At 48.2% G+C, this 26,580-nt stretch carries 19 protein-coding genes and 1 tRNA gene; 17 read left to right on the top strand and 3 right to left on the bottom strand.

Annotation, left to right across the window (positions count from 1 at the left end; translation table 11 throughout):
- The first annotated feature begins 51 nt into the window (after positions 1 to 51).
- The 6 genes from LX98_RS17245 to LX98_RS17220 all read left to right on the top strand — a co-directional run bounded on the left by LX98_RS17245 (position 52) and on the right by LX98_RS17220 (position 6,180).
- A complete protein-coding gene (locus LX98_RS17245) occupies positions 52 to 882 on the top strand; it encodes a hypothetical protein (protein ID WP_496430034.1) in 831 nt (276 codons plus the stop codon).
- Between the two features lie 119 nt (positions 883 to 1,001).
- On the top strand, positions 1,002 to 2,810 hold the full coding sequence (locus LX98_RS17240) for a cytochrome ubiquinol oxidase subunit I (RefSeq protein WP_496430033.1): 1,809 nt from the start codon (positions 1,002 to 1,004) through the stop codon (positions 2,808 to 2,810).
- Positions 2,811 to 2,870: 60 nt separating this feature from the next.
- Positions 2,871 to 3,509 carry a c-type cytochrome gene (locus LX98_RS17235; protein ID WP_496430032.1) on the top strand — a complete coding sequence of 213 codons (639 nt, stop codon included), beginning with the start codon at positions 2,871 to 2,873 and terminating at the stop codon, positions 3,507 to 3,509.
- Between the two features lie 27 nt (positions 3,510 to 3,536).
- Positions 3,537 to 4,265, top strand: coding sequence for a c-type cytochrome (locus LX98_RS17230; protein ID WP_312743831.1), 729 nt, complete (start codon positions 3,537 to 3,539; stop codon positions 4,263 to 4,265).
- A gap of 44 nt (positions 4,266 to 4,309) precedes the next feature.
- On the top strand, positions 4,310 to 5,146 hold the full coding sequence (locus LX98_RS17225) for an ethylbenzene dehydrogenase-related protein (protein ID WP_496430031.1): 837 nt from the start codon (positions 4,310 to 4,312) through the stop codon (positions 5,144 to 5,146).
- A complete protein-coding gene (locus LX98_RS17220) occupies positions 5,143 to 6,180 on the top strand; it encodes a c-type cytochrome (RefSeq protein ID WP_496430030.1) in 1,038 nt (345 codons plus the stop codon). The genes LX98_RS17225 and LX98_RS17220 overlap by 4 nt, the downstream gene beginning before the upstream one ends.
- Before the next feature lie 264 nt (positions 6,181 to 6,444).
- Here LX98_RS17220 and ubiA read toward each other — a convergent pair whose 3' ends face one another.
- Both ubiA and LX98_RS17210 read right to left on the bottom strand, forming a co-directional pair.
- Positions 6,445 to 7,293, bottom strand: coding sequence for a 4-hydroxybenzoate octaprenyltransferase (gene ubiA / locus LX98_RS17215; protein ID WP_496430029.1), 849 nt, complete (start codon positions 7,291 to 7,293; stop codon positions 6,445 to 6,447).
- A 144-nt stretch (positions 7,294 to 7,437) separates the two neighbouring features.
- Positions 7,438 to 7,911, bottom strand: coding sequence for a DUF2914 domain-containing protein (locus LX98_RS17210; RefSeq protein ID WP_496430028.1), 474 nt, complete (start codon positions 7,909 to 7,911; stop codon positions 7,438 to 7,440).
- 265 nt (positions 7,912 to 8,176) lie between these two features.
- Here LX98_RS17210 and LX98_RS17205 point away from each other — a divergent pair.
- Together LX98_RS17205 and LX98_RS17200 are read left to right on the top strand one after the other, a co-directional pair.
- Positions 8,177 to 8,251, top strand: a tRNA-Thr gene (locus LX98_RS17205).
- A 1,298-nt stretch (positions 8,252 to 9,549) separates the two neighbouring features.
- Positions 9,550 to 11,235, top strand: coding sequence for a tetratricopeptide repeat protein (locus LX98_RS17200; protein ID WP_496430027.1), 1,686 nt, complete (start codon positions 9,550 to 9,552; stop codon positions 11,233 to 11,235).
- 187 nt (positions 11,236 to 11,422) lie between these two features.
- Here the strand turns inward: LX98_RS17200 and LX98_RS17195 are convergent, their stop codons facing one another.
- The gene (locus tag LX98_RS17195) at positions 11,423 to 14,917 is read right to left on the bottom strand and encodes an acyl-[ACP]--phospholipid O-acyltransferase (RefSeq protein ID WP_496430026.1); all 3,495 of its coding nucleotides are present in this window, start codon (positions 14,915 to 14,917) and stop codon (positions 11,423 to 11,425) included.
- Positions 14,918 to 15,750: 833 nt separating this feature from the next.
- Between LX98_RS17195 and LX98_RS17190 the strand changes: the two genes are divergently transcribed.
- The 9 genes from LX98_RS17190 to LX98_RS17150 all read left to right on the top strand — a co-directional run bounded on the left by LX98_RS17190 (position 15,751) and on the right by LX98_RS17150 (position 26,359).
- The gene (locus LX98_RS17190; RefSeq protein WP_496430025.1) at positions 15,751 to 16,536 is read left to right on the top strand and encodes a sensor histidine kinase; all 786 of its coding nucleotides are present in this window, start codon (positions 15,751 to 15,753) and stop codon (positions 16,534 to 16,536) included.
- Positions 16,536 to 17,099 carry a response regulator gene (locus tag LX98_RS17185; RefSeq protein WP_312646115.1) on the top strand — a complete coding sequence of 188 codons (564 nt, stop codon included), beginning with the start codon at positions 16,536 to 16,538 and terminating at the stop codon, positions 17,097 to 17,099. Before LX98_RS17190 ends, LX98_RS17185 begins: the two co-directional genes overlap by 1 nt.
- 280 nt (positions 17,100 to 17,379) lie before the next feature.
- Positions 17,380 to 18,666, top strand: coding sequence for an ATP-binding protein (locus LX98_RS17180; protein ID WP_496430024.1), 1,287 nt, complete (start codon positions 17,380 to 17,382; stop codon positions 18,664 to 18,666).
- Positions 18,663 to 20,126 (top strand): ATP-binding protein, encoded by a 1,464-nt coding sequence (locus LX98_RS17175; protein WP_496430023.1) that lies wholly within the window; start codon positions 18,663 to 18,665, stop codon positions 20,124 to 20,126. Before LX98_RS17180 ends, LX98_RS17175 begins: the two co-directional genes overlap by 4 nt.
- 117 nt (positions 20,127 to 20,243) lie before the next feature.
- Positions 20,244 to 22,091 (top strand): PAS domain S-box protein, encoded by a 1,848-nt coding sequence (locus tag LX98_RS17170; RefSeq protein WP_496430022.1) that lies wholly within the window; start codon positions 20,244 to 20,246, stop codon positions 22,089 to 22,091.
- 215 nt (positions 22,092 to 22,306) lie between these two features.
- On the top strand, positions 22,307 to 23,155 hold the full coding sequence (locus tag LX98_RS17165; RefSeq protein ID WP_496430021.1) for an HDOD domain-containing protein: 849 nt from the start codon (positions 22,307 to 22,309) through the stop codon (positions 23,153 to 23,155).
- 358 nt (positions 23,156 to 23,513) lie between these two features.
- Positions 23,514 to 25,766, top strand: coding sequence for a transglycosylase SLT domain-containing protein (locus tag LX98_RS17160; protein WP_496430020.1), 2,253 nt, complete (start codon positions 23,514 to 23,516; stop codon positions 25,764 to 25,766).
- Between the two features lie 49 nt (positions 25,767 to 25,815).
- Positions 25,816 to 26,049 carry a cell division protein ZapB gene (zapB, locus tag LX98_RS17155; RefSeq protein WP_312646122.1) on the top strand — a complete coding sequence of 78 codons (234 nt, stop codon included), beginning with the start codon at positions 25,816 to 25,818 and terminating at the stop codon, positions 26,047 to 26,049.
- A 16-nt stretch (positions 26,050 to 26,065) separates the two neighbouring features.
- Complete coding sequence (locus tag LX98_RS17150; protein ID WP_312743868.1) at positions 26,066 to 26,359, top strand: cell division protein ZapA; 294 nt, start codon at positions 26,066 to 26,068, stop codon at positions 26,357 to 26,359.
- The last annotated feature ends 221 nt before the right edge of the window (positions 26,360 to 26,580 follow it).

Genomic DNA, 26,580 nt, shown 5'->3' with positions numbered 1-26,580 from the left:
TTAGGGCTTTTAGTTTTTTGGCCTACATTCTGGACCGGATTTCCAATAAAGATGGTGATCGCCTTGTTGTTGCTTGCGGCACATATGCATCCATGGGAGGGGAGTGGACTTTTTCTATTGTTACTTGTCTCCATACCCGTGGATATTTGGGCTCTTGGTCTATGTGCGAGAACCGTATTTATTGACAGGTTAAAGGTTAATCCGAAACCAGGCTTTGGTCTTCATCTTTGGATTCGATGGGTAGCCTTTAGTGCTTTGGCATTACCACTCATCATGATCGTGGTGTCCACGGTGACGGAAACCGCTCAGTCGGTGGTTTCCAGTATTGTTGAATCTATTAAAGAAAATATATTCGTCATTCCCGTCGCTGAACAGATAAGTCTTGAGCTGGTGATGTGGGGGAGTGTGTCGTCTATTGTACTTATTCTTTGTTTATTGGGGTGGCTGTATGGCCTAGGGTGGCTCGCTCAACCATTTGTAAAAAATGCGACACCGGTAAAAGGGTCAGCAGTGGACCAGGCTAATTTCTGGGACAGCTTACGTATTCCATCGGATCAACCTCTGCTCCTAACGGCATTTACTGGAGCGGGGATCGTTCTAGTGTTTCTTTTCTGGGTTCTCCTGCCTTCTACGACGCCACACCCACATGAAGAGTATGTTTATACTTTTGAAAAAAAAGGAGTGGTCAAAGTTGAGCCACAAAAGGTATTGAAGGAAACGGAGCAAGTTCTGGCCAACGCGGAACTTGTGGTGAGTAAGCTTCAGGAGGAAAAGTCTGGAGATACTAAAACGTCTTTAGAAGCTGGCGACCTTTCACCTAAAGCCAAACCGGAAAATAAGGCTGAAAAGCAACCTCCAGTAGAGGATGAAGGAAAGCCATAGAAAAGGTTTGGAGGTTCTGGTGAGTAGCCTTGAACAAAATAATGAACGATCGAAGGGGGGCCAGAATGACATCGGCCAGCCAATTACGACACGCAACCGTTGTGCAAGGAATGAATAGAATGCCTGGATTGCTTAAATTTGGAAGTTTTTTGGCACTTCTCTTTCTCCCGGCTTTGGCTATGGCGGCTGGAGGTGCTGAGATTCAGGCCATGTCGGTGGAATATCGGGATGTCCCTGGAATCGGTAGTCGTAACCTGGTATGGGTTGTCGCCCAACAACATTTGTTGCTGGCTGGGTTCGTATTAGGTGTTCCGATTTTTGCCTGGATATGCGAGTTGGTTGGATGGAAAACCAAAGAACAACGGTATGACAAGCTCGCCAAAGAGTTTACAAAGCTCCTAACGTCAGCCTATGCCACCACAGCCCTCTTCGGCGGGATCCTTCTGTTTCTTCTGATCGGACTCTATCCAAAGTTGATGGCCTACCTGACCGATATGTTTTTCCCTTCCTTTCTTGTCTATTGTCTGCTCTTCTTATTGGAAACGGCTACCCTGTATATGTATTGGTATGGCTGGGATTATATGCAGGGAAATAAAAAGACTTTCCATCTTTTTTTAGGTTTTCTTTTAAATCTTTTTGCCCTCGGAATCATGATCGTCCCCAACTCATGGGCAACCTTTCAGGCTAGTCCGGTGGTGGTGGGGGAGGGCGATGCTTGGGCTAGGGCTTGGATGGCTATGCAAAACCCAACCTGGTGGCCTGTCAATATCCATAGATTGATCGCCAACGTAGTGTTGGGTGGATTTATAGTCGGAGCGTATGCGGGTGTCCGCTATTTACTCGCAGTATCACGTGAAGAGCGGGAGCACTACGATTGGATGGGGTATGTCGGGAATTTTATTGGTGTGTTTGGTATGTTACCCCTCCCATTTGCGGGCTATTGGCTTATGCGGGAGGTCTACCAATATAACCAACAAATGGGGATTACCCTTATGGGTGGTTTCTTGGCATGGCTGTTTATCCTTCAGGCTATGCTCATTGGAGTGCTCTTCCTCGGAGCCAACTATTATTTTTGGTTGGGAATTACCCACCGCATTCCAGGTTCTGAAAACCAATATAAAAAACCGGTTATGGGGATGTTGATCGTCCTGTTATTGTGCCTCGGTGTGTGGATGACTCCGCATTCCTTGGTGGCAAGCTTGGCGGAAGCACAAAAAATGGGTGGTACCCACCATCCTTTACTCGGGGTGTTCGGGGTGATGTCCGCAAAAATGACCGTGTCCAATATCATGATACTCGTAACGTTTATGAGTTTCATTATGTATTGGCGGGCGGGAAAACAAGAAACCGCAGGATGGGCCAAAGCTGCCAAAGCTATTATGGGAGGTTTACTGGTTATCGCAGGTATCGCCGTTGTGGTTCTTGGGGTATGGGGATATTTCGTCCCAGCCATTATCCGGATTAATTATTTCTCGGTTGCCCAGGTGCTAATTGTGCTGTTCATCATGGTTACGTTCACCCCATTAACCGCTTTGTTAATGAAAAGTGCTAAAACGACAACGGAAATGGTATGGGGAAAAATGCCCATTCGAGCAGGATATAGCTTGGTCCTAAATGCGGTGATGGTGATTTTGCTCATGTCACTAATGGGATATGCACGTTCATCATCTCGGGTGCACTGGCACATTTATGGCGTCATGAGGGACACCTCGGATTATGCTTATTCACCTGCGTTGGGGTATGCCGCGGCATTTATGTCCCTTAATACATTTGTGTTTTGCCTGATCGTTGCGTTTATTTTTTGGGTGGCGACCTTGGGAGATAAGGCCAAAGCCCAGCCACCAAAGGGATCTACTATGGGAATTCCTGGCCACACCGCCCCGGCAATGGCTGGTGGTGCACCGAGTTCAGGGGAAAAACTCGAATAGGAATGGAGTAAGAGAAAGACTCAAGAGCCATACATCTTTGAAAAGCATGGGTGAGGAAACATGAGTGAAGTCGCGCTATTGCAGATAATCGGCATGTGTGTCATTGGGGTGGGTATTCTCATCCTGTTGTTTATTAAGGGCATGTTCCTTCGGGTGCTTGGTTTTGTCGCAATGGTGTTGGGAGTCTTTAGCTTAATTGCCTTGAGTGTTCCCCAAATGGCGTCTTTGCCTCCGGCGGTGGAAACCTTCGATCTTGCCAGCGTTCAAAGTCCAGATGACTTGGCTTCCATTGGGCAAAAAATATTTTTTAGTAAGGGACAATGTGCATTGTGCCATTCCATTGGACCAAGCGAATCGTCCAGATGCCCTGATTTAAATGGCATTGGAGCAAAACTGTCCGCTGAATTTATCTATGAAAGTCTAACCCAGCCTCAAGCCTATATTTATTTGGACTACAGACATGGTGGTATTCCAAAAGAATATCCTGCTCAGATGCCCCATATCGACCAGGATCCCATCGGCTTAAGCAAACAGGAAATTTATTCGGTCATTGCGTTTCTCCAAAAAATGAGTGGGGAGCCCATCAGTATCAAAGTTGAAGATATAATGGAATCTGTGCAGGAAACAGCCAATTCTTTAAAGGTGGCTTCGGTCTCCTCTACACTTAAACCCCAATTGCAGAATTTGGCGGATCGATAACGGAATAGCCGCAATGAGGAGAATATCATGAAAGGCCCAATTATTAGTGGAGCTATCATTCTTGCTGGAATGTTCATATTTTTGAAATTCCTTCTTCCATTAGTGACGGCACCTCTTCCAGCCAGTTTAATTTACCTATATTTGGCTCTTGTTCTGAGTGGAATTATGATCTATGGAACCATGAGTGCGCCTTCCTTGGAGGCCATGATGGGGCCAATCTTCAGATTTTTATCGGGGAAAGGACAGACGGGAGCAGGGCAGATGGCCCGGTTGGCGGTGTTGGTTATGTTCCCCCTTTTGGTGGGATGGCAAACGTACAGTCGTTTGGTCCCTAGCGACCTTCCACCTGCCGAAAACCGGACCATTCATCCGGCCCCGCCAGGCGAATTTGTCGGCTTATCAAACCCTTATCCCAAAACCCCTGAGAATATTATGATGGGCAAAGGCCTGTATGCCGCCTACTGCTCACCCTGTCACGGAGCAAATTATGATGGAAAGGGTCCAGCCGCCCCTGGCTTTAATCCTCCTCCTGCCAACTTTAGTGATCCAGGAACTATTGCGCAATTACAAGAGGCGTATTTGTTCTGGAGAATTAAAAAAGGCGGAGTGGGTTTACCCGTAGAAGGCATGCCTTGGAAATCGGCTATGCCCAGATGGGAAGAGGAATTGCCAGAAGAGTTTATTTGGAAAATTATTATGGGTGAATATGATGGGGCACACCAATCCCCTCGGACTTGGGAAGAAGAAGAAGAATAGACTCAAGCCATTTATGTTGTGGATGAATGAGTGGAGAATATGACATGTTGAACGGACTAGGAAGCCTCAGGACACTATCCATTATTGGGCTGTTCGGGGTCCTGGGATTTTCGTCAGCCTTTGCCAATGAGCCTCCTGCTTCAGATGAGCCAGGTAGTGTCTCGGTTCGATTATATCAATTAGAAGGCAGCTTGCCGTCAGAAGACCCAAATTCTTCACAATGGGATTCGGTGCCTAGTTCTGAATTCAACCTGGCGCCCCAGGTGCATTGGCCTCCTAGAATCCAGGAGGTGACGGTGAAGTCGGTCAAGGTCAAAGGGGTTCATAATGGCCAAGAGTTGGCCATTCTCGTGGAATATGCAGATCCTACTGAAGATGCCGGCGATGCCGCAGCACTTGAATTTATGGTGGGTGATAAAATGGCTCATTTCGCGCATGGTCAAGAAATGTTGCAGGTTGAAGGGGGACCGGTAAATATTTGGTTTTGGAAAAATGAAAGTGGCAAGGCAGTTGATATGAGCGCAAAAGGGTTTAAGACCTTGGAAACCCAACCCCACCAGGATGTTCAAGCAAAAGGTGTTTGGCAAAATGGTATTTGGAAAGTGGTTTTTTCCCGTTTATTGAAAACCGAGGATGCTCAGGATGTCCAAGTAGAGGAAGGCGAATGGCGTAATGTAGCATTTGCCTTTTGGGATGGGGCGGTTGTGGATGGTCTGGTAAAGGAAAAGGGGGGCCAGAAAGCCGTCTCCACTTGGTGGTATGTTCGGGCAGAACCGAGTGCAGATAATTCCATTTTTGGTTGGGTTATTTTGGGGTTAGCCCTCGCAGCGGCCTTTGAATTGGTGATAGTCAGAAAACTGAGAAAGGGGCAATCAGTATGAAGCGGGTAGCGGGAGGCGGTCGCGATATGAGAGTCATCGGGTTGGCCGTACTCGGAATAACCTTTACGCTATTTTCTGGCTGTGCGCTTTTTGAGGATGAAAGGACGGCGAAGGGTCGAAAGCTCTATAACCACTATTGTAGTCATTGCCATGGGGAGACCGGACAACAGGGAGAAGGATTCAATTGGGAGCGCATGTCGGACCCCCGACCTAAAAATCTCGCATCCAATGCCGAAATGTCCACTTTCAGTGATGAGGAGATTTTCCATACCGTTTATCGGGACATGAAAGATACCACGGATCAAAAAGTCATTGATGATGAGAACTATTTTGCAGTACCAACCATGCCGACCTTTAAGTATACGCTGTCGGAGGAAGAAATCTGGTCAATTGTGGGATACGTTCGAACCCTTCATGGAATGTCGCTGACCTATGATTTGGAAACAAGAAAGAAGGAATTAGAAGAGGCATTGCAGGTGGCCCAGCAAGAGATGGAAACCACAAAGGCGGCCTATGAGGCAGCCACCGAAAAGGCAGAGGCCGCACAAGCAGCCTATGAAGAAACGTTGACTGATGAGCAGCTTGAAAGTTATGAACCCAAAGAAGTGACAATTCCTGAAGAAGAAGTGTTTCTTGCCGCCAATGAAAAATATGAAACGGCAAAAGCCGCCTTTGATAATTTTTTAAAACGACCGAAAAAGCCACAAGTTGCACGACCTGATCTTTCCATTGTTGAAGAAGACCGCGCGGCTCAAGCTAAACTGGGAAAGCAGTTATATAATGATAAATATGGATGCCAGGGATGTCATAGTCTCAACGATGAAGGCGGGGTGGTTGGCCCTGCATTGGATCGAGCAGGCTTTCGCCTCAATCCTACATGGGTCTATCGATGGATTCTATATCCCCAAGCCATGAAAAAACATACCAGAATGCCAAATTTGGGGATTTCAGAGCCAGATGCAAAGGCTCTCACCTATTATCTCGGGACGCTCCAGGCCCCAAAGCCTGAAAATCAGAGTTCCACGTCAGAATAATCTCCCAATGGCCCTTTCTCTTCTTGAGAAGTGTCTTTTTTAGGCTAAACCTTAGCCTGACTAGGCGCTCTTCTATGATTTTAGTTTCCGCCAGGAACCGCTAAACGCCGATGGCCGTAAGATCAAAAGCATCGGGAAATGCTCTTGATGACCAGGGCAGGTGGAATATTAGAAAAAGAAGAAGTGCCTAAGAGTTGAGGGAGGTGTTTGGCTAATAAAAATTAAAGCAAGGGGTCGATTTGTAATACTTCCCAAGTGTTCCTATCAAAGCCCCATCAAAATTCCTCCTAAAATAAGAACTCCAATCCAGATATGTTGTTTGAATAAAGACAAGGCTGTATCCCCTGAAATCTTTGAGCGGAGAAGAAGGACTTGATAGCCCAATATGACAGCTACTCCCACTAAGGTGAAAGAATATTCAACTCCCAGATGATTGATTCTGGCGACCAAGGCCAGGCACCCCAGCATACACAAAGCGGCAATTCCCACCCCAAGCCAGGTGAAGGATCCAAAGAGAATGGCGGTGGATTTGACTCCAATTCTTTGGTCATCATCTTTATCCTGTATGGCGTAAATCGTATCGTAGACCATCGCCCAACAAACCGTTGCGGCTAAAAGAACCCAGGCCGAAAGATCCAATTCGTTGCGAACAGCGGCCCACGCCAAGACGCCACCCCACCCAAATGCTAACCCCAAAACAAATTGGGGGACATGGATGAAACGTTTGCAGAAGGGGTATCCCCCAGCAAGCAGCAATGCCACAGGACTCAAAGCAAGCGTCAGGGGATTCAAGAACAATAACAAGATGGCTGCTAGCCCCAGCAAAACAGCCAGAAATGCTACTGCCTGGGAAGAGGTTAATTGGCCGGATGCGAGGGGGCGATGCCGTGTCCGTTGGACCTCCCGGTCGAATGACCGGTCTGCCAGGTCATTCATAATCACTCCCGCACTTCGCATGAGGAATGATCCCAAAATAAAAATCATAAGGAGTTTAAGGCTGGGCCAACCCCCGGAAGCAAGAAACAGGGACCAAAGCGTGGGGAACAGTAAAAGTAGAGTCCCTGTTTGATTGAACAACCGGATTAGATTGGCAAATGCAACGGAAGAAGGCATAGACCGTATGTAGGGATGACTATAAGAATAAGTGAAGCGTATGGTGCGACATGAGAATGGATTAATCCGCCTGATCAGAGCAAATAACCCCTTAGTTCTGGTTCATGTAAATGTGAATCCCATGATTAAAGAAGCCCTATAGGTTTATTTCACCGTAAATCGTGCGATACAAAGGATTCGATCCGGTTCTTTGGAAGGGGCAACCACGATCATCCATTCGCCGATATGTAAATCCGGATGTAGTGCTTTCCTGCTCCACATGCGATAGCCTGGAGAAGGCTGAATCGGGATATCCACTTCTGAAATTTTTGTCCATGTTCCGTCGGTTTTGTGATGCCAACTGTGACGAATTTTTCCTGTTGAGGTTGCTTCGATTTTGGTCCAAAATATCACGTGAGAGGTTTTTGAGGTTTGAACCATTGGAATGGCCGCTTGCCCGTTTTTATCTTTTTCACAATAGGCCGGAGGCAGGAAAATTCCCTGTGGGGTTCTCTTTTTCACTTCCTTGGATAACACGACAGTCTTAACCAGAAAGTCAGCCTGTGCCAGTAGGGGGGTACCTGCCAAACCGATCAAGAGCCCGATTCCCCTAATTATGTGTTTTACTCGATCACCCACTTCCACCCTCATATGGACCTTGAGACAACGTCAACCCAAGAAACTAAAATATACCTGCGGCCTTGTCAATGGAGAGAGTGAGGTGAGGATAAATGGGCGGAACCTACGATTGCTCGGCCAAAATCCTCCATTTTTCGAAAAGAGCCAGAATCTTTGGAAGTTGACGTTACTAAGCGACGAAAGGTATAAACGACCACAAATAAGACCTACCAAGGTAGTGCTCCAGAGCGTTCTGTCTTTCGCGATTTGATTCTTTCCAATGTGAGCCGGCGTAGCTCAGTGGTAGAGCAGCTGATTCGTAATCAGCAGGTCGGTGGTTCAATCCCACTCGCCGGCTCCAGCCAATATCCTATCGGACAGGCTTCTAAAGTTATAGGTCCAAGAGATTCGGCTTTTTTCTTCTTTCACAACGAGTGGCGGTAATCTAATTTGGAAGCATAGAGCCTACATGGTTGCCATTTCTTTTTCGGTCAGAATCTAACTCGTTAGCATTTCTCCTTACCTTCCTCTGAAATTCAGGCTCTCAAGCTAGAGAAAATATTTCGACCCTTTATCTAATTTGAGTGTCGTGACTCCTGTCAGTTTTCCTAACCGACTTGTCGCCATGCAACTCAAATTAACCTGCTCTCAAAGCACATGATCTCACCCTACTGCCCAAGGTCGGCTAGAGCCAACTGTCAACGGATTTAACACCAGGATTTTGTCGATCCAGACTATCGTGGTGTTCCAACACCTCAATCATCCCTGTTCGTTTAGTTTTTATGTAAATGGTGGTTGTCTGGTGAGTTCGGAAGAGAGGCACATGGTTTGCTTAACCGAGGCTGAGAACAGGAACACTTATTATTTGAGGGACATTATGAAAATCTGTGAAAAATGTCAGGGATCAATGGTGCTAGAACGCGCCGTGGATTTAGAGGTTGGATTAAGTCTTTTGTATTTTGCTTGCTTGAATTGTGGAAAACGGATTCAAGCCGAAAAAGAGCCGCGCCCTTTAGTACATTAATGATTGTAATTTATATAACTATGAATACGGAGGAGTTATGAAAAAACAAAATCGACCATTGACTTATGATGAACGGAAGGCGGCCGAAGCAGCGTTTCGAGGGGCACCGTTCGACCCGCAATTGTCCGAATCTGCCAGAAGGGTATATCTAGGAATTTCATCTGCAATGGCGAACAAACGTAATGAGGCGTTCCAGGATTATGGTCTTACACAACCGAACGTTAGGGCCAAATGCCCGTCAACGGAATCGCAGAATCGATCAAGAGCAAAATCTTCCTTATGGTAATTTCAGTCAACTCTTTTCAGGACAACCCGGGAATCGGGTTGTCCTCAGCCATTCCCTTCCATTAGCGCTCGACAGCGCGTTATTCCTCATCTACAATAATTTTTTGGTTACGGGATTTCCTTGGTGTTGAGCTGAGCCGGAGAGACTGTATCTGCATGGTGGAGTGGATTATGCCAAAGAATGATTGGGTTTCTTCCTGGTATTGGATCCCGTTTTTTCACCAATTTTTGCGGTGAGGTATAATCATCATACTGTCATCACGCTACTTAACCCATCTATGAAGTTGTTAATCCATACATCTAGTTTATCGGCTCGACCTCCACAGAATACAGGAGCCATTTATGGGTCGGTGCTTCTTCTGATTCTTTTTGCCGGGACCTCGGTGTTTGCCTATGCGGAGGGAATGAAGTCGGAAGAGGAGGTGATCAACCAAGCAAGGGCCGCGTGGATGAAAGGATCCGCTAGCCAAGCCTTAGATATCCTTGACCAGGAAATTCCCCATTTTCCCAACAAAACAATTATCCAAAAACTTCGAGGAAACATTCTGACGACAATCCGTCGGAACCAGGAAGCCTTAGAGGTCTATGATGCCATACTTGAACGTGAGCACGAATCGTTGGGAGTCCGTTGGGCAAAATGGAGTGTATTGATTCGGATAGGAGAGGGAGATTTGGCCATTACCGAGCTAAGGGGTATCGCCAAGCGATCATCTCATAACCCTCTGATTCATCTGCGTCTAGCACAAGAACTCCGGAAACTTGATCGTTTAGAGGAGTCACTTGAATCATATCGCCAAGCGGTCCTCCTGGCTCCGGATATGCCGGGATGGCGATTGTCTTTAGGCCGCGCGCTTTTTGATGTCTTGGATTATGAAGGGGCCAGAAAAGAAGTGGAAGGGGTATTGCAAAATGTCCCAAAAGGCTCTCCGGTCGAAGCTGCTGCTCGCAATTTGTTAATGGTAGTGTATGGGGCCACAAAGGAGAGAGGGCGCCGTTATCAACCCATTTTTACCCCGGAGGGCACTGGGGCAGATCTTAAGCAATGGGGGTTGATCCGTAATAAGGCCTGGAAACTCTTTACGGCCGGCAGGTATGAAGAAGCCGAGCCGGTATTTCGAGAAGTTCTCACCCTCAAACCTTCCGATCATCGAGCCGCTTATGAACTCGGTCAGACTTTAATGGAATTGAATCGCTATCAGGAAGCCATCGACTTTCTCCAAAAGGGGATTGATCAGGGTGCGTCCAATGAGGTGTATTTGGACTCTATTTTTCGTATTGGTCAGTGCCTGGTGGAATTGGAACGATGGCCTGAAGCGTTGATGCATTTTGAATTACTTGAAGAGTTAGGCTCTGCACCAAGAGTTGCGTCTGAGGAGAGCCAGGAAAGTACCGATGATGCTCCAATCGTTGCCGGGGCACCGGTTCTCGATATGCAAAAGGTGGCACAATGGTTGGAGAACATTCGGACGCATCTTCCCAGTACCCCAAAGTCCACAGTCGTTCCCAGCCCAGTCAGCCCTGATCCTGTTATCCCCGATACGCCGCCGGTTCAAACTGAGGAACGACCAACAAGAAGCCTAGAGGGTTTGGAACCGGTTCATTCCCGAGCATCCCTAATGGGGCGTGACGCGGATTTCAGTTGGTTCCGATTCGCCATTCCCGCAGAGATGGTGATGCGTGATGATCTGCTTATGGGGTCTCATGAATTTATTCCCATTGACCCGGGAGACACTTTTCCCGTTACTCAACCAGAAATATATGTGGTATTTGGCTTAGTCACACCTTCCTACGATGAAATCCCCTTAACTGCCAAATGCTTTCTTGAAAAGTCTGAGATTTTGTCCAGTCAGGTCGCGTTAGTCCAGGATCGGGTTATCATGAGCATGAATGATCAATCCGGATACTTTCGGTTTCAAATTTCACCGGAAGAAGGCTGGAAACCCGGACTCTATCGTTGTAGTTTATTTGTGGGAGACGAGGCCTCGGCCTATAACGTAGCTGATGATGTGAGATTTCGGATTGTTGCCTCAGATTAGACAGAAGCATTTGATAGAGAATTCGAAGGTCAAATGATCCCGTTCTAGGTTGTGCCGCAGCGAACCCTATTTTATTGTAATTTGAGTTTGTTTGGCAGGTACTTTTTGGACAGTCATTTTTTTGCCACTTTGTGCCCATGAGTTAACCCAAGATGAAGCCAATGGGGAGCACGTTCACTGACTGGTATTAAGGAAGTTGTGCATTTGAGAGTTTTTCCAGTGCCAGTTGTTTTAAGGTACGCAAGTCCAATTTTCCCGTTCCCAATACGGGGATGTGATCAACTTTAATAAAATTGTCCCGTTTGGGGATGAACAGATTGGGCAATCCACTAGCCGAGACCTTTTCCAAGATCTCCGGAATGGCCGATTCTTCGAGGGTGTGTAAGACGACCAGCTGCTCCCCTTTCCGTTCATCAGGTACGGCGGTGACAGCCAAAACCATGGTTTCGGCGTCTGACGCGTCCAGTAACGCATTCTCAACCCGTCCATGAGGGATCATCTCGCCACCGATTTTTGAAAATCGGGATAGGCGATCGGTAATCGTAATAAACCCATCCTCATCCAGGGCGGCAATATCTCCGGTAGTGTACCATCCATGTCGTATCACTTTTGCCGTCAAATCTTCACGGCCTAAATACCCATCCATCACGTTTGGCCCTTTGACTAAGAGCATACCTGGGGTGCCGATCGGCAACGGTTGTTCAGTATCAGGATCAACAATTCTGACAGACACGCCTGGAAGCGGCTGTCCGACCGTTCCCCACCGAGTGGCAGATTGGAAAAACCCCGAAGCTCGAAAATCTGGACAATTGACCGCAATCACGGGCGAACATTCTGTGACTCCATATCCTTCAATGGGACGAATGCCAAATCGTTTTTCGAATGCGATCAGAAGCCGGTCGGGTAACTTTTCTGCGCCTGTGAGTACGATCCGGAGGGAACCGAATTGTTCCGGGGTGCAGCGGCGAAGATATAATTGCAGGAAAGTCGGGGTCGTTAAGAGGATGGTAATTCGATGCTGGTGGATAAGGTCTCCAATGGGCCCGGCATCCAAGGGAGAGGGATGGTAGATCACGCCGGCTCCATGAATGAGTGGAAACCACAGTGTTGTCAGATATCCGAAGGAATGAAAAAACGGCAAAATCCCCAAAAGTCGGTCTTTGTGATCCAGGTGCAGGACTTGGGCAATACCTTCCACGTTTGAATCAAGGTTGAAATGACTCAGCAGGACGCCTTTAGGTTCTCCCGTGCTCCCGCTACTAAAAATAATGGTGGCGATATCATCGATAGAAGGGTGAATTGTGGCTCCACAGTGACGCTCCAACATCCGGATTGGAGCGAAGAGCGCTAACAACGCCGCGGTGAGCCGAGCTTGCAACCCAATCGTGTTTCGAATCTCCTCGATCCAGATGGGAGTGAGGTAAGCCGGAAATTCGACTTTGGCTTTTTTTAAGAAGATGCGGCTGGTGAGAACCGTTATTAAACCGGCTTGTTTGGCGGCAACCTCCAATCCTTGTACCCCAAGGGTGTAATTCAAATTGACGGTGGTTTTTCCTGAAAGAGTTGCAGCCACATTGGCGAGTGCGCCGCCCACACTCGGAGGCAGTAGAATTCCAACCGTGTGTTGTCCTTCCCAGCAAGATCTAAGTGCTCTTGCCAAGGCGATAGCGCCTGTCAGCGCCTTGAAGCAGGACACGTGAGGTGTGGTCGCATCTCCAAACATGAGGCGAAAAGGGTGTTTGCGCATGGACCATACAAAACTGTGATGGAGAGGGCGTCGGCTGGGTTTTCGTAAACGCCATGCGGCTTCTCCTAAGTCTTGAACGGCTTGCCTCACCTCTTCAGCAGACGTGGTGGAGGGGAGGGGATCGCCGATAGAGAGCGTGATGGGATAGGGGAAGCAGGTCGGCCATTTTGCTAAAAATCGTCCACCGATGAAACTGAAGATACTCCCCCAGACACGGTCAAGGTTGATGGGAACAATGGGGACATCCCGGCCTTTCACGATACGGGTGAATCCCGACCGGAAGGGTAAGAGGTTGCCGGTACGGGTAATTTGGCCTTCTGGAAAAATACAGACCAGTTCGCCTCGATCGAGACTCCCTCCTGCTTGCCGTAACGCATGTAAAATTTTTCTGGGAGATCCGTTCGAGGAAATTGGAATGACCCCCATGATTTTGGCAAAGGGATGGAGCACGCGATGGTCATAAAAATGTTGGTCGACGAGAAATCGAATAGGGCGATCGGTGGTGGCGAGTAGGAGCAGTCCGTCAATGAACGAGACATGGTTGGGCACCAGAAGTGCCCCGCCTTCTTGCGGAATACGATCCCGCCCGGTGATGGTGAGTCGATAAATGGTGTGGGTGAACAAGACTAACATCAACCGGATAAACATTTCGGGAAGAACTCGAAGCGCCCAAATGGTTAAAGTCGCGCTCCCGATGCCTGATACGAGAAAGATATTGCTGGCGCTTAGTCCGATCTTTGACAGGAATCCTGATCCCAGAGATCCCAAAAGTACTCCTCCAAAGACCAGGGTGTTGGCAAAGGCAATCACGGCCCCTCGTCGATCAGCCGGGGATCGCCATTGAATGAGAGCGTTGAGCGGGACCACCACAAATCCGCTGGCGAGGCCGAGACATCCCATGGCCATGAGGGTTCCTCCTAATTGTGGCTCCCCAAACCCTAAGGCGAAAAGACTGGCGGTTATCCCGGTGCCTCCCAAGGGAAGGTAGCCTAATTCCACTTTTGCCGCTGAGAGTTTTCCGACCAACAGGGAGCCAATGCCAACTCCGATTCCGAAGGCTGCCAGGGGTAGCCCTGAAAGAGAATCAGATAATTGAAGGACGGCTTTTGCGTAGATCAACACATCTTGCCCAACCAAACTGGCCAACGTCCAAAATGCCATGGCCCCCAGGATGCCCAATTTCAAGACTCGGTCTAATCGAAGGGCTTCAATGGCGGCTTTCCAGGTTTCTCGCACTCCGCCCTCAAGGCGAGCCCGTGGGACTGTGGGAATAAACAATGAAGCCCATAAACCTATTCCCGAGCACACCATAAGCACTAATCCCGTTAGCCATGGGGTTTGGCCGGAAAGGTCCAGCAGGGGACCCGCCAATGCGGTCCCTGCAATGATGGCGATGAAGGTCCACATCTCGAGTTGACCATTTCCCCATGACAGACGATGGTGAGGCAGGAGTTCAGGAAGAATTCCATATTTGGAAGGACTAAAAATGGCGCTCTGGGCACCCATGGCGGCTAGTACCAGGAGGGGGAGGACTCCACCCAGCGGATTCCAAAAAAGGGCAGCGGTACCGGCTCCCATCAACAGGACCTCTACGGCTTTCATGACGACGATGACGGTTCGCTTACTGAACCGATCGGAAAAGACTCCGGCAAAAGCCGAAACCACCATCAGGGGAAGGGTAAAGATGACAAAGGCTTGTGTGGTGGTCGTCTGGGAGGCTGCTTCAAAATCCGGCCCAGAGGCACCTACCGAGGCGGCGACTTGCTTAATAGCCAGGAGGGCGACAATGAGTTTCCAGGCATTATCATTAAAAGCTCCAAAAAATTGCGCGACGAGCAGCCCGCGGAGAGCTACAGACTGAGCTGCAGGTGGTGGGGAGGCTGAGGAAGAATCAGTCACCGGGATTACGAGTTGTGAGTATTGGTTTTTTTTCAATTATCCTTGAGTTCAAGGAGATATTAAACAAATATGCTTCATAACGAAACCGAAACTATCTGTTGGTTGTTGCCCTGAATAGGACTCCGAGGGCTGAAGAATCTGGGTATACTCGTAGCCTGAGATGGTCAAAAGGTAGCATGGTTTATATTATTTCCCAGTAAAAAGAAGTCGAGACCGCCCTGATAATTCAAAAGGGGGGAAGTCATTTTTCGGATAGCGAGATAACTAATTTGAGTTATCTTGTAGGAACCATTCTTCTCCGTCAATCTTTTTTTGGTCCATGTATTTGATCCTTTGTAGTGATTGGCGAAATCATGGTTCGATCCTTGAGAACAACACATCTTATCAAAGAAATCACACCAGTACCTACGTGGAGTTTCGATCAATACCTCTCGTGAAGGGACACTTCCGTTTTAAATGATCCGGAAATCCTTCACCGTTCTGGAAGTGCATGCGTAGGCCAGCTACAGCACGTGCTTTTTTATCCATGGCTAATCCTTATCTCTTGAGAATCCGGCGTTTCTCAGGATGCAGGAACATGCGGGTTTAGCTTCCAAGGCTCTTAAGGTTTCTTCGTATACAGCCGATTCATTCCCATATACCGCGCCAAGGATTCGGTTGAGATGTTTTGGCCTGTTTTCTTCCGTTTTTATAACCGGGATTCGTGCAAACGCTCCTGAATCATTAGATTTCGCAATACGCAATTTTAGTTGAAACGCCATCTCGGTAAAGGAACCTCGACGGCTATTTTCGCGATGACGACTCAGACGAAATCATCAGGTGTTTCGGAAGGACAAATGGGAGCAGTGGGGGAGTCCGTCTTCCATCGAATGCGAAACGTCTTGAATAGCATACATGTGTCTGCCGGGCTCATCAGCCATCGGCTTCGGGAATTTCATGTGGCAGATGTTGGGCGGGTTGCAGATATGTTGGAGGCCCATAGCCATGAATATGAAAGGTACCTCACTCAGGATCCCAAAGGGAAAAAAATTCCACATTTCTTGGGGCAGTTGAGTGAGGAATTGGCACAGAACCACCTCCACATTCTAACAGAATTGACCACACTCAATTATCACCTTGAACAATTGGAATATTTTCTGACGGTTGGGCAAGCACCCCTTCGGGTCGGGGGATTTAAAGATACCATTCAGTTTGCAACGATTATGGACGAGGCCTTGGCTCCTCATCGGGGTGAATTGGATCGGATGGGAGTCCAAGTGTGTCGGGAGTATCAAATGGTTGGCGAAGGTATTTTGGAGGTATCCAAGCTCCTCTGCATTGTGGTGAATTTGATCCGGAACGCGATCAATGGGATGCGGAAGATAACCGACCGGACCCATCGCCTCACCCTATCTGTGTTGCCCTGTCCGGACCGCGAAAGGTTTGTCCGCTTGCAGGTCGCTGATACTGGAAGCGGAATCCCTTTAGATTGTCTCACGCGGGTGTTTTTCCCGCAGGCTCCGGGGGAGCAATCAGACCTGTTGCCGAATCTTCATGCCAGTGCTTTAGCGGCCAAAGAGCTTGCTGGATCGCTGCGGGTGTGGAGTGACGGTCCAATGCAGGGAGCAATATTTACCCTTGATTTGCCAGTTATTCACATGGAGGGAGAACGGTAATGGAGAAGGAACAAGGCAACCGTCGTATTTTGGTGATTGATGATAATGTGGCGATCCACGATGATTTTCGAAAAATTCTTGAGAGATCATTAGACACCTCGCTGCTTCAGGAGGTTCGGGCCGAATTGTTTGATGATGTGGAAGAACAAAAAATTGTCGAGAAGTTTGAAGTTGAAACTGCGGATCAGGGGCAAATGGGACATCGGATGGTGCAAGATGCGATGAAGGCTGAACGGCCGTATGCGGTTGCCTTTGTGGATATGCGCATGCCTCCAGGCTGGGATGGCGTAGAGACTGTAGAGCATCTGTGGGAAGAAGATCCTGATTTGCAGATTGTGATCTGTACGGCATTCTCGGATCATGCATGGGAAGATGTCATTCAACGATTGAATAACAATGGCCAACTCCTCATCTTGCGAAAGCCGTTTGATAATATTGAAGTTTGGCAATTGGCGAATTCCCTTACCAAACGCTGGGCGGAATCGCGTCAAGCAAAGTCGCAGTTGGAATTATTAGCCAAATGGGCAGAAGAACGGGCCGAGGAAACAATCAAAGCCCACTGAAGTAAATGCTCTCTCATATTCTGTAAATGCGTGCGTATGGGATATTCTCTTTTTTTGAAGGATATTTGTGGATTAGGGGATGGCCTCTCTTTACAGAGTGCGCCATATGTCGGAAAGTCAGGGAAGCGTTAATTCGCATCTTCCTGAGAATGAAATACCCTGGATGTTCAAGTCGAAATTTCAGTTGTTCACCGTGGATGGCTGTTGTTTTTGTTGATGAGCTATTTCTCCTTCTTTATTGATCTTCTCTCCTTATCCCCTTCATGTGATGGCCCACGGCATGTCGGAATCTAATAGGCAGGTGCTTTCAGAATATCCGCTTCTCCGTGTGGGGATCGTGGGACTTCAGGAGAGAGATCTTTCCCCATCATATCAAAGGGTGTTGGCTTCTCGGGGTTCCATGCTTCAGATCACCTGGCTTGACTATACCTCAGTGCATCTCCCCTGTTTTGACTCTGACAACCCATTTGATCTCATTTTCGTGGACTGTCGCGTGAAGCGGAGGGGTGAGGAGATTGCGCGCGATATCAAAAAAACCTGTGGCACTGCGTTCATTTTGGGATTGATTCATGATGATATTTACGATGGGGAGGGAATAAACGAATCGGCTATTGATTGGCTGGTAAATGAGCATGTGGCGGGTGTCGCGATTCCCTGGGCCATTCAAGAGGGGTTAGTTCGACGTCGGGGCTTGATCGAACGGGAGCAATTGCGCAGGCAGGTGGAAGATGCCTCTTATAAAATTGAGATGGCGGATGTCGCCTCAACCGTGTTGCATAATGTGGGTAATGTGCTCAACAGCGTCAATGTTGCGGTGCATGTGGTCCATGAGTTGATTAATCAGTCTTCAGTGATTTTGGTTCATCGAATTGCGGAACTGTTAAAAGGGCATAATGAGAATTGGGAAATTTTCCTCACTCAGGATCCAAAAGGAAAGCGGATTCCACCGGCGATTATGAAATTGGGGAACCACCTCATAGAAGAGCAACAGAACGTGCTAAAAGAGTTGGAAGGCCTGGTTCGCAATATTGATCATGTGAAACAAATTATCATTTCACATCAGACGATGGCGAAGTCTCGGGGCACGAGTGAGGCTCTCTCTGTGGTGGAACTTCTGGATCAAGCGGTAGAGTTAAGTTTTCAACCTGGGGATGCGAAGTGGATCAGGATCCAACGAGATTATCAGCCTGTCCCGGCTGTTGTAACCGATCGGCATCAGCTCCTTCAAATTCTCGTGAATCTGCTACGAAATGCTAAACAGGCGATGCAATTAAAGGACGGAGTTGAGCACCAGCTTACGATACGAGTCGAAGTTCGGACGGAAGACGGCATTTCCGTTGTCATCACCATTCAAGACACGGGCATGGGAATAGCGCCTGAACATTTGGCCAGAATGTTTACTCGCGGTTTTACGACCAAACACGATGGCAATGGGATTGGTCTGCATAGTTCGATGGTCAAGATTCAGCGTATGGGTGGAGTATTGCAGGCCCATAGCAAAGGGGTTGGCGCCGGCGCAACCTTGACACTGATCCTTCCGGTTGAGGCAGGGGCAGGACAGTCATGAATCCCGTCTGTTCTCTTAATCGACGGATCTTAGTGATCGATGATAGCCCGAACGTTTTACAGGATTTTCGGAAAATTCTGTGTCCCGCCATAGGGTTCATTTCCGATGCGTGTTCGGAGGGCAGTCATGATCTTTTTGAGGAGCCCTTCCTGCAGTATGGAAAAGAATCCTTCGATCTCGATTGTGTGGACAATGGGGCGTCAGGGCGTGATCTGGTCACGCAAGCTAAGGCGGAGGGTTCTCCCTTTGCCGTGGTGTTCTTGGATGTGCAATTGCCCAATGGCTGGGACGGGTTTGAAACGGTTGAGCGAATTTGGGATGAGGATTCTGACGTACAGGTCGTATTGTGTACGGCCTATCCTGATTGTGGTTGGTCAGAGGTATTGCCTCGATTTGGACGCCGGGATCAAATATTAATTTTACGTAAGCCCTTTGATCCGATTGAGGTGTGGCAATTGTCTACGGTTTTAACGATGAAGTGGCATTGGGCCCAGCAGGCCCGGTTGAAGGTTCCTGATCTCGAACAGGTCCTCATGACGCGCACGGGCCTCTTAGAAGAAACCAACCGTCGTTTGGAGCAGGCTATACTCGGGCGACAAGCGGTTGAGGCGCAGTTAGCTCACGCGATCCGTGATGTCGAGGAACGCACTCTCGAACTTTCTGCTGTTCGGGACCATGCGTTGAATGAAATTCATGAACGTGAACGGGTCGAAGTCATATTGCGTCACAAAAGTGATGAATTGGCCAGGTCGAATCGCGACTTGGAGCAATTTGCGTCGGTTGCAGCTCATGATTTACAGGAACCGCTTCATTCCATACAGGTATTTCTTGATCTCTTACGGTTGAAGTATGGATCAGCTCTTAACACTCATGGTCTGGGTTATGTTGAACGCGTCAAAAATGCGGCCGGTCGTATGCAACAGCTGATTCAAAGCCTGTTGGTGTATTCCAGGGTCGAGTTTCCGCAAATGGCAGAGGAGAAGCTTGCCTTGCGCGAGTTGGTTGAGGAAATTCTATTGGATCTCGGCGCCCGAATCGAGGAATCGCGGGCTGTCGTTCAACTTGGAGAATTACCCATCATCTATGGAAATGCGATTCGAATCAGACAATTGTTACAAAATTTGCTGGGGAATGCCTTGAAATTTCATCAGCCGGGGGTGTCACCTGTCATTCGTATTACAGCAACGATTATTCAAGATCGACGTCACACAGGTTCAGGCCAGCATGGGAAGCTTTGTCAAATCGAAATTCATGATCAGGGAATTGGTATTCCGCCGGAACAGTTCGGAAATATTTTTGGGATGTTTAAGCGACTTCATCGGAAAGAGGAATTCGAAGGGACAGGGATTGGGTTAGCAGTGTGTCAACGTATTGTCGAGCAGTGCGGTGGAGCCATCTCCGTTCGTTCCAAGCTGGGAGAAGGATCAACCTTTATAGTCACGCTCCCCATTCAGCGATGAGAAGAGTTGATGGCCAGTTCCAAATATGACCCACAGGGCTTTACCGATTGGGCGAAATAGATTGCTGACGTTTGCTTTGTGGACATTGGGGAGAATAATTTAATTTCATTATAATTTATGGCACCGATTCCTGCGCATCGCCCTGTATTACTGGTTTGGACGCATCCCGAAATCCAAGACTTGTTGCGCGACGCGCTGTCTGCGCCGTCTGTGAATGTTCGGCCGGTAGAGAGCCTATTAAGGGACAAAAGTATTGAGAGCTCCGGTGTTCAGCCATCTTTACCGCAGTTCACCCTTGTCGGCGTGGAAATGGGGCCTCAGGCATTAGCGAAGTTCGCAGAGGCTCAAGTTGCGAACAACCCTTTTGCTCTCGTTGTTATTGAGGGTCGTGCAGGGGAATGGGAGATCGTGCGAGATCTGGCTGAGGGGCTGTGGAAATGTGATCAGACCTTACGGTGCATCTTCTGTCTTCCCTCTGATCGCGCATCCTGGCCCCATCGACTGGTTGTGAGCCGGCCCCAGCAATGGGCGGCACTTCGGATCCCATTTCTTGGAGAAGAGGCCTTTCAATTAGCAAGTTGTTTGAGTCTGCCGTTACCGAATCCCGTGCAACCGGCGTTTGATAGGGCAACCGACTCTAATGAAATCGGTTGTTCCTCTACCCCCTACCTGGATATTGATGCACATAATGGCGAAGAGGCGACGGGGGCATTGGAATCTGCTCGTGGCGAATTGGCGGCTTCCAGATATTATGTTGAGAATATTCTCAGATCGATGGCCGACTCTCTGCTAGTCATAAACGCCGATATGACCATTGGGGCGGTGAATCCTTCTTTACTAAACCTTTTGGGTTATCAGGAGGATGAGCTCATTGGACAGTCGCCCGGCTTGATTTTTGGGGAGGAATTTTCCCAAGGTGCTATCATCGAAAATCTCTTACTTCAAGGATCGGTAAGTGGGGTGGAATCCAGTTTTCTGACTCATGAGGGACAAAAAATTACCATTTCGGTCTCTGGTTCGATGATGCAGGATCTGCAGGGGCAATTTCAGGGGTTGGTATGTGTTGCCCAGGATATCACTGAACGAAAACGGATGGAAGAAGAGAAGCTTCAATTGCATGAGCAGTTAATGGAAACCTCAAGGCAGTTGGGAATGGCCGAAGTGGCGACGGGTGTGCTGCATAATGTGGGCAATGTGTTAAATAGCATTAATGTATCCATTGGGGTCATAACGGATCTTTTAAAAAATTCGATGGTGGGGGATGTAGGTCGGATCTCACAATTATTGGATAAGCATCGTGAAGATCTTGGAACGTACTTATCGCAAAACCCCAAGGGGAAGCAAGTACCGCATTATTTGGGGAAATTATCGGGGCAATTGAAGGAAGAGCAGCGAGTGGCATTGTTGGAATTGGAGCGCTTGAGGGAGAATGCCGGGCATGCTCAGCAATGTGTTGCGGCCCAACAGGATCTGGCTAAGCCCAACGGGATGACGGAACAGGTATGTGTCGCTGAGGTGATAGCGGAGGCTCTGGCCGTGAATCAAAAGATGTTGGAGGAAACCAACGTTGCGGTGATTCAAGAGTTTCAAAAGGTGCCACAGCTTAACGTGGATAAGCATCAGCTCCTTCAAATTTTGGTGGATGTCATTCGCAATGCCTGTCAGGCCATGGAATCGGCTGCCCAGAGGGACTTAGTTGTGCGTATCAAGCTCATCATTGGCCCTCCGGATTCTCTTTGCTTGGAAGTTCAGGATACCGGGAGCGGGATTCCTCCGGACGACATTACGAAAATTTTTGGTCAAGGGTATAGCACCAAATATGGAGGACGGGGTTTGAGTCTGCATCACGGTGCGTTGGTGGCAAAAAATATGGGCGGGGCGCTTCGCGCTCAAAGTGAGGGTCTGGGGCGAGGCGCCACATTTTTTCTAGACCTTCCAGGGAATTTTCATTTTCCCGATTTGTAACTTCTTCATCCAGCGAATTCCATCGTTTTTTCTGACCGTCTCTTCATGAGCGTTGTGTCGTTCTGTTGTCTCTTCCTTTTGTTTGGCATTTTTCATGGACTGTCTCACGGATTCCTACCTCAAGAGTCAGTCTGGTGAAACCGAGAAAATTTTGAAGTGGTGATAGGAAGCTTTCAGTCCTCTGCAATTTTTCTGTGTTTCCTGGAGTATCTCACATGATTGAATATTGGCATCAAACCGATGATGATTTTTGGAAGGGGGAGGGAGAAAGAACTCATAAAAATCGGATGTCTTCGTTTCATGCTGGAAGGCCACTGGCCCCCTGGTCCAGATCTTTTTCACCGCGGTTACTGAAGGTCAGGCATACAAAATTTGATGAGCTTCCATCTCAAGCGTCACCTTCTCTTAACCTTGAGGTGGAAATGCATGTGCAGGCAGTAGGGGGTGATGCGGGAATGATCCCGGTTGATCTGGAGCGTGCGTTAGACCTTGGGATCGAAGTGTTTCTCTTATCCGAGGGATGTGCAGTAAAGTCTTCGTGTATTGCCGCTTTGTGGCGGCATAGCCTCAGAACGGGATACCTGGCTGCACGGATTGCCTTGCATCAGGGATCGAAGCCACGCATGGTCTGGCAATCGTTTGTGGGAGGGGTGCTTCATGATATTGGCATGCTTGTGTTTTTGACTCAGCATCCGGAGGCATTTACGACGGTCGTAGAGATATCTCAATGCCGAGGAGGGAGCTTGGGGGAGTTGGAAAGACGGGTCTTAGGGTATACTCACGGGGAAAGTGGAGCCACTTTTCTGGCGCGGTGGGATATAGATGATGTGTTGCTGGCGATTGCGGCGTTTCATGATGATCCATGGAAGGTTCCCCATGCGACCTTCGGTCCTTTGACGGCGGTGTATTCCGGAAATTTTGTTGAAGGGGGAGGGATCGCTCAGAATTGGGATGGAGTCATTGGGAGGGAAGGAGAAGCGTATTTAACCCGTTTAGGTCTGTGGGAAGATCTACCGATTTGGCAAAGCTGGATGCCAAGTATTCCGCAACTGGCGATTCATTGAACCCTCGTATCGCTCCATTCAGTAGCCGACGGTCCGCATGCCCTCCAATGTCCCGCCCATGTCTTTCGCAGGTGTTTATCATTAACCTTCGTTAGTATTTGCCTCGTAATTTTTTTTACTTCTTTCTTTCTCTAGTCTGGTCTAAAACTCCGGAAATCTTTGGGTTCCCATTGCCAAGAAGAGGGTGTAGGATTTGTCTGAAGAGTGTCTTCCCGTGTTATGGAATTAAGAGGGATGAAGGTCAGTCACCCGGACGACCCGATTTATCACTTTACTGATTGAAATTTTCTGGCATTCTGGTAATTGTATGCATGACGAATACTGGGTAAGCTGGTAGAAAATGCTATTGAGGAGAGTCATGAAGATTTTGTCGATACATCTGATTGGCGGAGTGATCGTGGGAGGATGCATCCTTTTCCTTCCTCAGACCGTCGTCTCCTTGGACCCTCCTTCTGCCCCGTGTCAAAATCCTGAAGGATGTGTCGCGCAATTTCTTGAACAACTAGAATCTTCCGGAACTGGTCCTGGAGCCCGCTTGGATCATGCCAAGTTTTTCAAGGAGTTTGTCGCAGCCAATGGTAATTCCGCTTTGGCCAAACATGCCGGGATTCGTTATGGATATTGGCTCAAGGAATCGTCTCCGCTTGAGGCCATTACACTGTTGCAAGCCTCTCTTCGTGATTTCCCTATTCTGAGGGATTATCTCACCTTTTGGATGGGGCAGGCATATGCCCATGCTGGTTTGGGGAAGGAAGCCGCAGAGGCATTTCAGCAGTTTAGTGAGCATTTTTCAGATTCTTTGCTTCGAGCTGACGCACTCTATGCTGGAGGGGATGTTTTGGCAAATCTGGGGAATTGTGAAGCCGCTCTCTCCATGTGGTCTCAAGCTCTCAGTATAAAATCTGACCATTCCAAATCTGCAAATGCCTTCTTTCAAATGGGTCTTTGTTCTGCTCAGATGGGACAACGTGAAAAGGCTGTTGAGATTTTCCGTGAATTATGGTGGAGATTTCCCTTAGCTCCGGAGCGAGTGCAGGCTGAGTCGTGGCTACGCCGGGAAGTGGGTTCTTTGTTTTTACCTTCACTAGAAGAGCGATACAAGCGTAGCATGGCATTATATAGTGGCGGGGCTTTAGAAGAAGCCGTGCAGGAATTTCAACACTTTACGTCTCTATCGCCTCCCACTCATCAGCTTTTTCAGGTCCAATATACCTTGGCCATGGCCTTAGTGCGTTTAAAAAGGTATGACCAGGCAGAAGGGATTCTGACCTCACTATCGCGTTCCTCTTCCTCCAGAAGAGATGATGCATGGGTATGGTTGGGAAGAGTGTATTTGCGTCAGGGGAAAGGACCAGAATTGGAGGCTCTTGTCGGAGCCCTGTCGATTGAAAAAGTAACAGGTGATCAGCAATCGTTGCTCCTCACCTTTTATGGCATTTGGTTGGAAGATCATGCGCGCTGGCTCGAGGCAGGGAAGGCCTATAAGCGGGCAGCGACTGTGGCTCACACGCTGACGCAGAGGTTGGATGCGCTTTGGCGAGTGGGGTGGATTCAGTATCAACAGAAACAATTCATTGAAGCCATTGAAATGTTTCAGGAGATTATCCAGGCAGTTGGAACTCCCCAAACCGATTCTTCTCTGCATGCGGCTTCACAGGCTTTCTATTGGCTGGCCCGTGCCCAGGAACGTCTTGGGCAGATGGAACCCGCGCGCGAACGTCTAAAAAATCTAAGCCAGAACTACCCCTTTACCTACTACGGGCAATTGGCGGAGATTCGACTCGGTCCCACGGAATTTTCGACGAAACAATGGGCGGTGTTGGCATCAACAGACATGATGAATGTGGAGACGCCAGCTCATCTTCAGCAGGATATCCATTATCAAAAAACTCTAGAATTACGAACCCTTCGCCTGTATAAGGAGGCAGTCAAGGAGCTTGAGGTTGTTTTTGCCCGATTCGGAGCGGATCCCAAAGCCTTTCCTCAATTGGTCTCATTAGCAAGCGAAGTTGGGGCCTACGACGTCGGGATTCGATTATCTATTCGTCATTTTGGCGGGACGTTGCGGAAAGGACAGCTACATTCCTCGTCTGCCGCCTGGTTGGGAGCTTTTCCCATGGGCTACCAAAGTGTCATTCAATCGTTTGCCCCAAAGCATGTGGATCCGTTTTTAGTCGCGGGGCTTATACGAGAAGAAAGCCTATATAGTGCTCGCGTTGTCTCCCCGGTTGGCGCGATTGGCCTGATGCAGCTCATGCCAGAGACAGCCAAAAAAGTTGGTCGTCAATTGGGATTACGGGATTCCGATTCTGATCGAAAAGGTTTGGATGAGCCCAATCGCAATATTCAATTGGGAACGTATTACCTGGGACAATTACTGAATGAATTTCAGGGCAATATTATTTACGCAGTAGCCGCGTATAACGCTGGACCTCAGGCGGTCAGACGGTGGATTGGGCAAAATGGTCATCGAGATCCGGATGAATTTATCGAACTGATTGGATATCGAGAAACCCGTGGATATGTGAAACGCGTACTTGGAAGTTATCGAATTTATCGGACATTGTTTGGAGATGCCTGCCGAGGTGTTTCTCTTGACAGGTTTTGTTGAACGAATTATAGTCCGCCTCGTTTGACCTTGCGAATAAGGAGGCGTGCACGTGAGCGTAGAGAAATTAGAAACGTTGGAGGTTCGAGTTAAGAAATTACTCGATCTGGTCATTGAACTACGGCAGGATAAATCCCATCTTGAACAGGAGTTGGAATCCACTCGGGAACGCCTGGCCAAACACGAAGAAATGTCTGAAGGATGGGAAGAGGAGCGAACTACGATTCGGTCCAGAATTGAAAAAGTGCTAGGCGAGCTTGAATTTTTAGACCGTTCAAACGATTAATCTACAGGACTTAAGAATGACGAGGACCATTGAAGTCGAAATCTTTGGTCATCGAATCTCTCTCCAGGGAGAGGGAGATGAGGCGTATTTTCATGAGTTGGCCGGGTATGTTGATGCACAAATGCGTACCCTCGCCCAAAAAACCCGAACAAGCACTCCCACAAAGCTGGCTATTTTGGCCGCAATTAACATTACGGATCAGCTTTTTCGACAGGAGAGACACCGGCAGTTTGGAGAAGCTGAAATTGAGCGACGGACTCAAGTCCTACTGGAAACGATAGAAAAACACCTCGCGGCCAACCCGCATTAACCATTCTCTCCTTCATTTCCTCTTGTCCAGCAATAATTAGGTATTACCTTTGAAATCAATTGGTTGAAGTGCTTCGTTTCATTGGTTGGCGGAATGTTGTCCGTCTATTCCCATCATTCATCTGACTTATTATTGAAATTCCTTATCGTCTTCTGATATTTTACTTTTCATAAGTTATTGAATTTCAAAGAAAGAAAGGAATATCCCTCTTGTGGAGGGAA

Source organism: Nitrospira marina (assembly GCF_059568365.1).
The sequence above is the reverse complement of the archived record's forward strand: the minus strand, read 5'-3'. Positions and strand labels throughout refer to the sequence as shown.

What these genes read in the sequence shown, in the direction of transcription:
- LX98_RS17245 (WP_496430034.1), top strand. Translation starts at nt 52, where the DNA reads ATGGTGATCGCCTTGTTGTTGCTTGCGGCACATATGCATCCATGGGAG.
- LX98_RS17240 (WP_496430033.1), top strand. Translation starts at nt 1,002, where the DNA reads ATGCCTGGATTGCTTAAATTTGGAAGTTTTTTGGCACTTCTCTTTCTC.
- LX98_RS17235 (WP_496430032.1), top strand. Translation starts at nt 2,871, where the DNA reads ATGAGTGAAGTCGCGCTATTGCAGATAATCGGCATGTGTGTCATTGGG.
- LX98_RS17230 (WP_312743831.1), top strand. Translation starts at nt 3,537, where the DNA reads ATGAAAGGCCCAATTATTAGTGGAGCTATCATTCTTGCTGGAATGTTC.
- LX98_RS17225 (WP_496430031.1), top strand. Translation starts at nt 4,310, where the DNA reads ATGTTGAACGGACTAGGAAGCCTCAGGACACTATCCATTATTGGGCTG.
- LX98_RS17220 (WP_496430030.1), top strand. Translation starts at nt 5,143, where the DNA reads ATGAAGCGGGTAGCGGGAGGCGGTCGCGATATGAGAGTCATCGGGTTG.
- ubiA (WP_496430029.1), bottom strand. Translation starts at nt 7,293, where the DNA reads ATGCCTTCTTCCGTTGCATTTGCCAATCTAATCCGGTTGTTCAATCAA.
- LX98_RS17190 (WP_496430025.1), top strand. Translation starts at nt 15,751, where the DNA reads ATGCGAAACGTCTTGAATAGCATACATGTGTCTGCCGGGCTCATCAGC.
- LX98_RS17185 (WP_312646115.1), top strand. Translation starts at nt 16,536, where the DNA reads ATGGAGAAGGAACAAGGCAACCGTCGTATTTTGGTGATTGATGATAAT.
- LX98_RS17180 (WP_496430024.1), top strand. Translation starts at nt 17,380, where the DNA reads ATGTCGGAATCTAATAGGCAGGTGCTTTCAGAATATCCGCTTCTCCGT.
- LX98_RS17175 (WP_496430023.1), top strand. Translation starts at nt 18,663, where the DNA reads ATGAATCCCGTCTGTTCTCTTAATCGACGGATCTTAGTGATCGATGAT.
- LX98_RS17170 (WP_496430022.1), top strand. Translation starts at nt 20,244, where the DNA reads ATGGCACCGATTCCTGCGCATCGCCCTGTATTACTGGTTTGGACGCAT.
- LX98_RS17165 (WP_496430021.1), top strand. Translation starts at nt 22,307, where the DNA reads ATGATTGAATATTGGCATCAAACCGATGATGATTTTTGGAAGGGGGAG.
- LX98_RS17160 (WP_496430020.1), top strand. Translation starts at nt 23,514, where the DNA reads ATGAAGATTTTGTCGATACATCTGATTGGCGGAGTGATCGTGGGAGGA.
- LX98_RS17150 (WP_312743868.1), top strand. Translation starts at nt 26,066, where the DNA reads ATGACGAGGACCATTGAAGTCGAAATCTTTGGTCATCGAATCTCTCTC.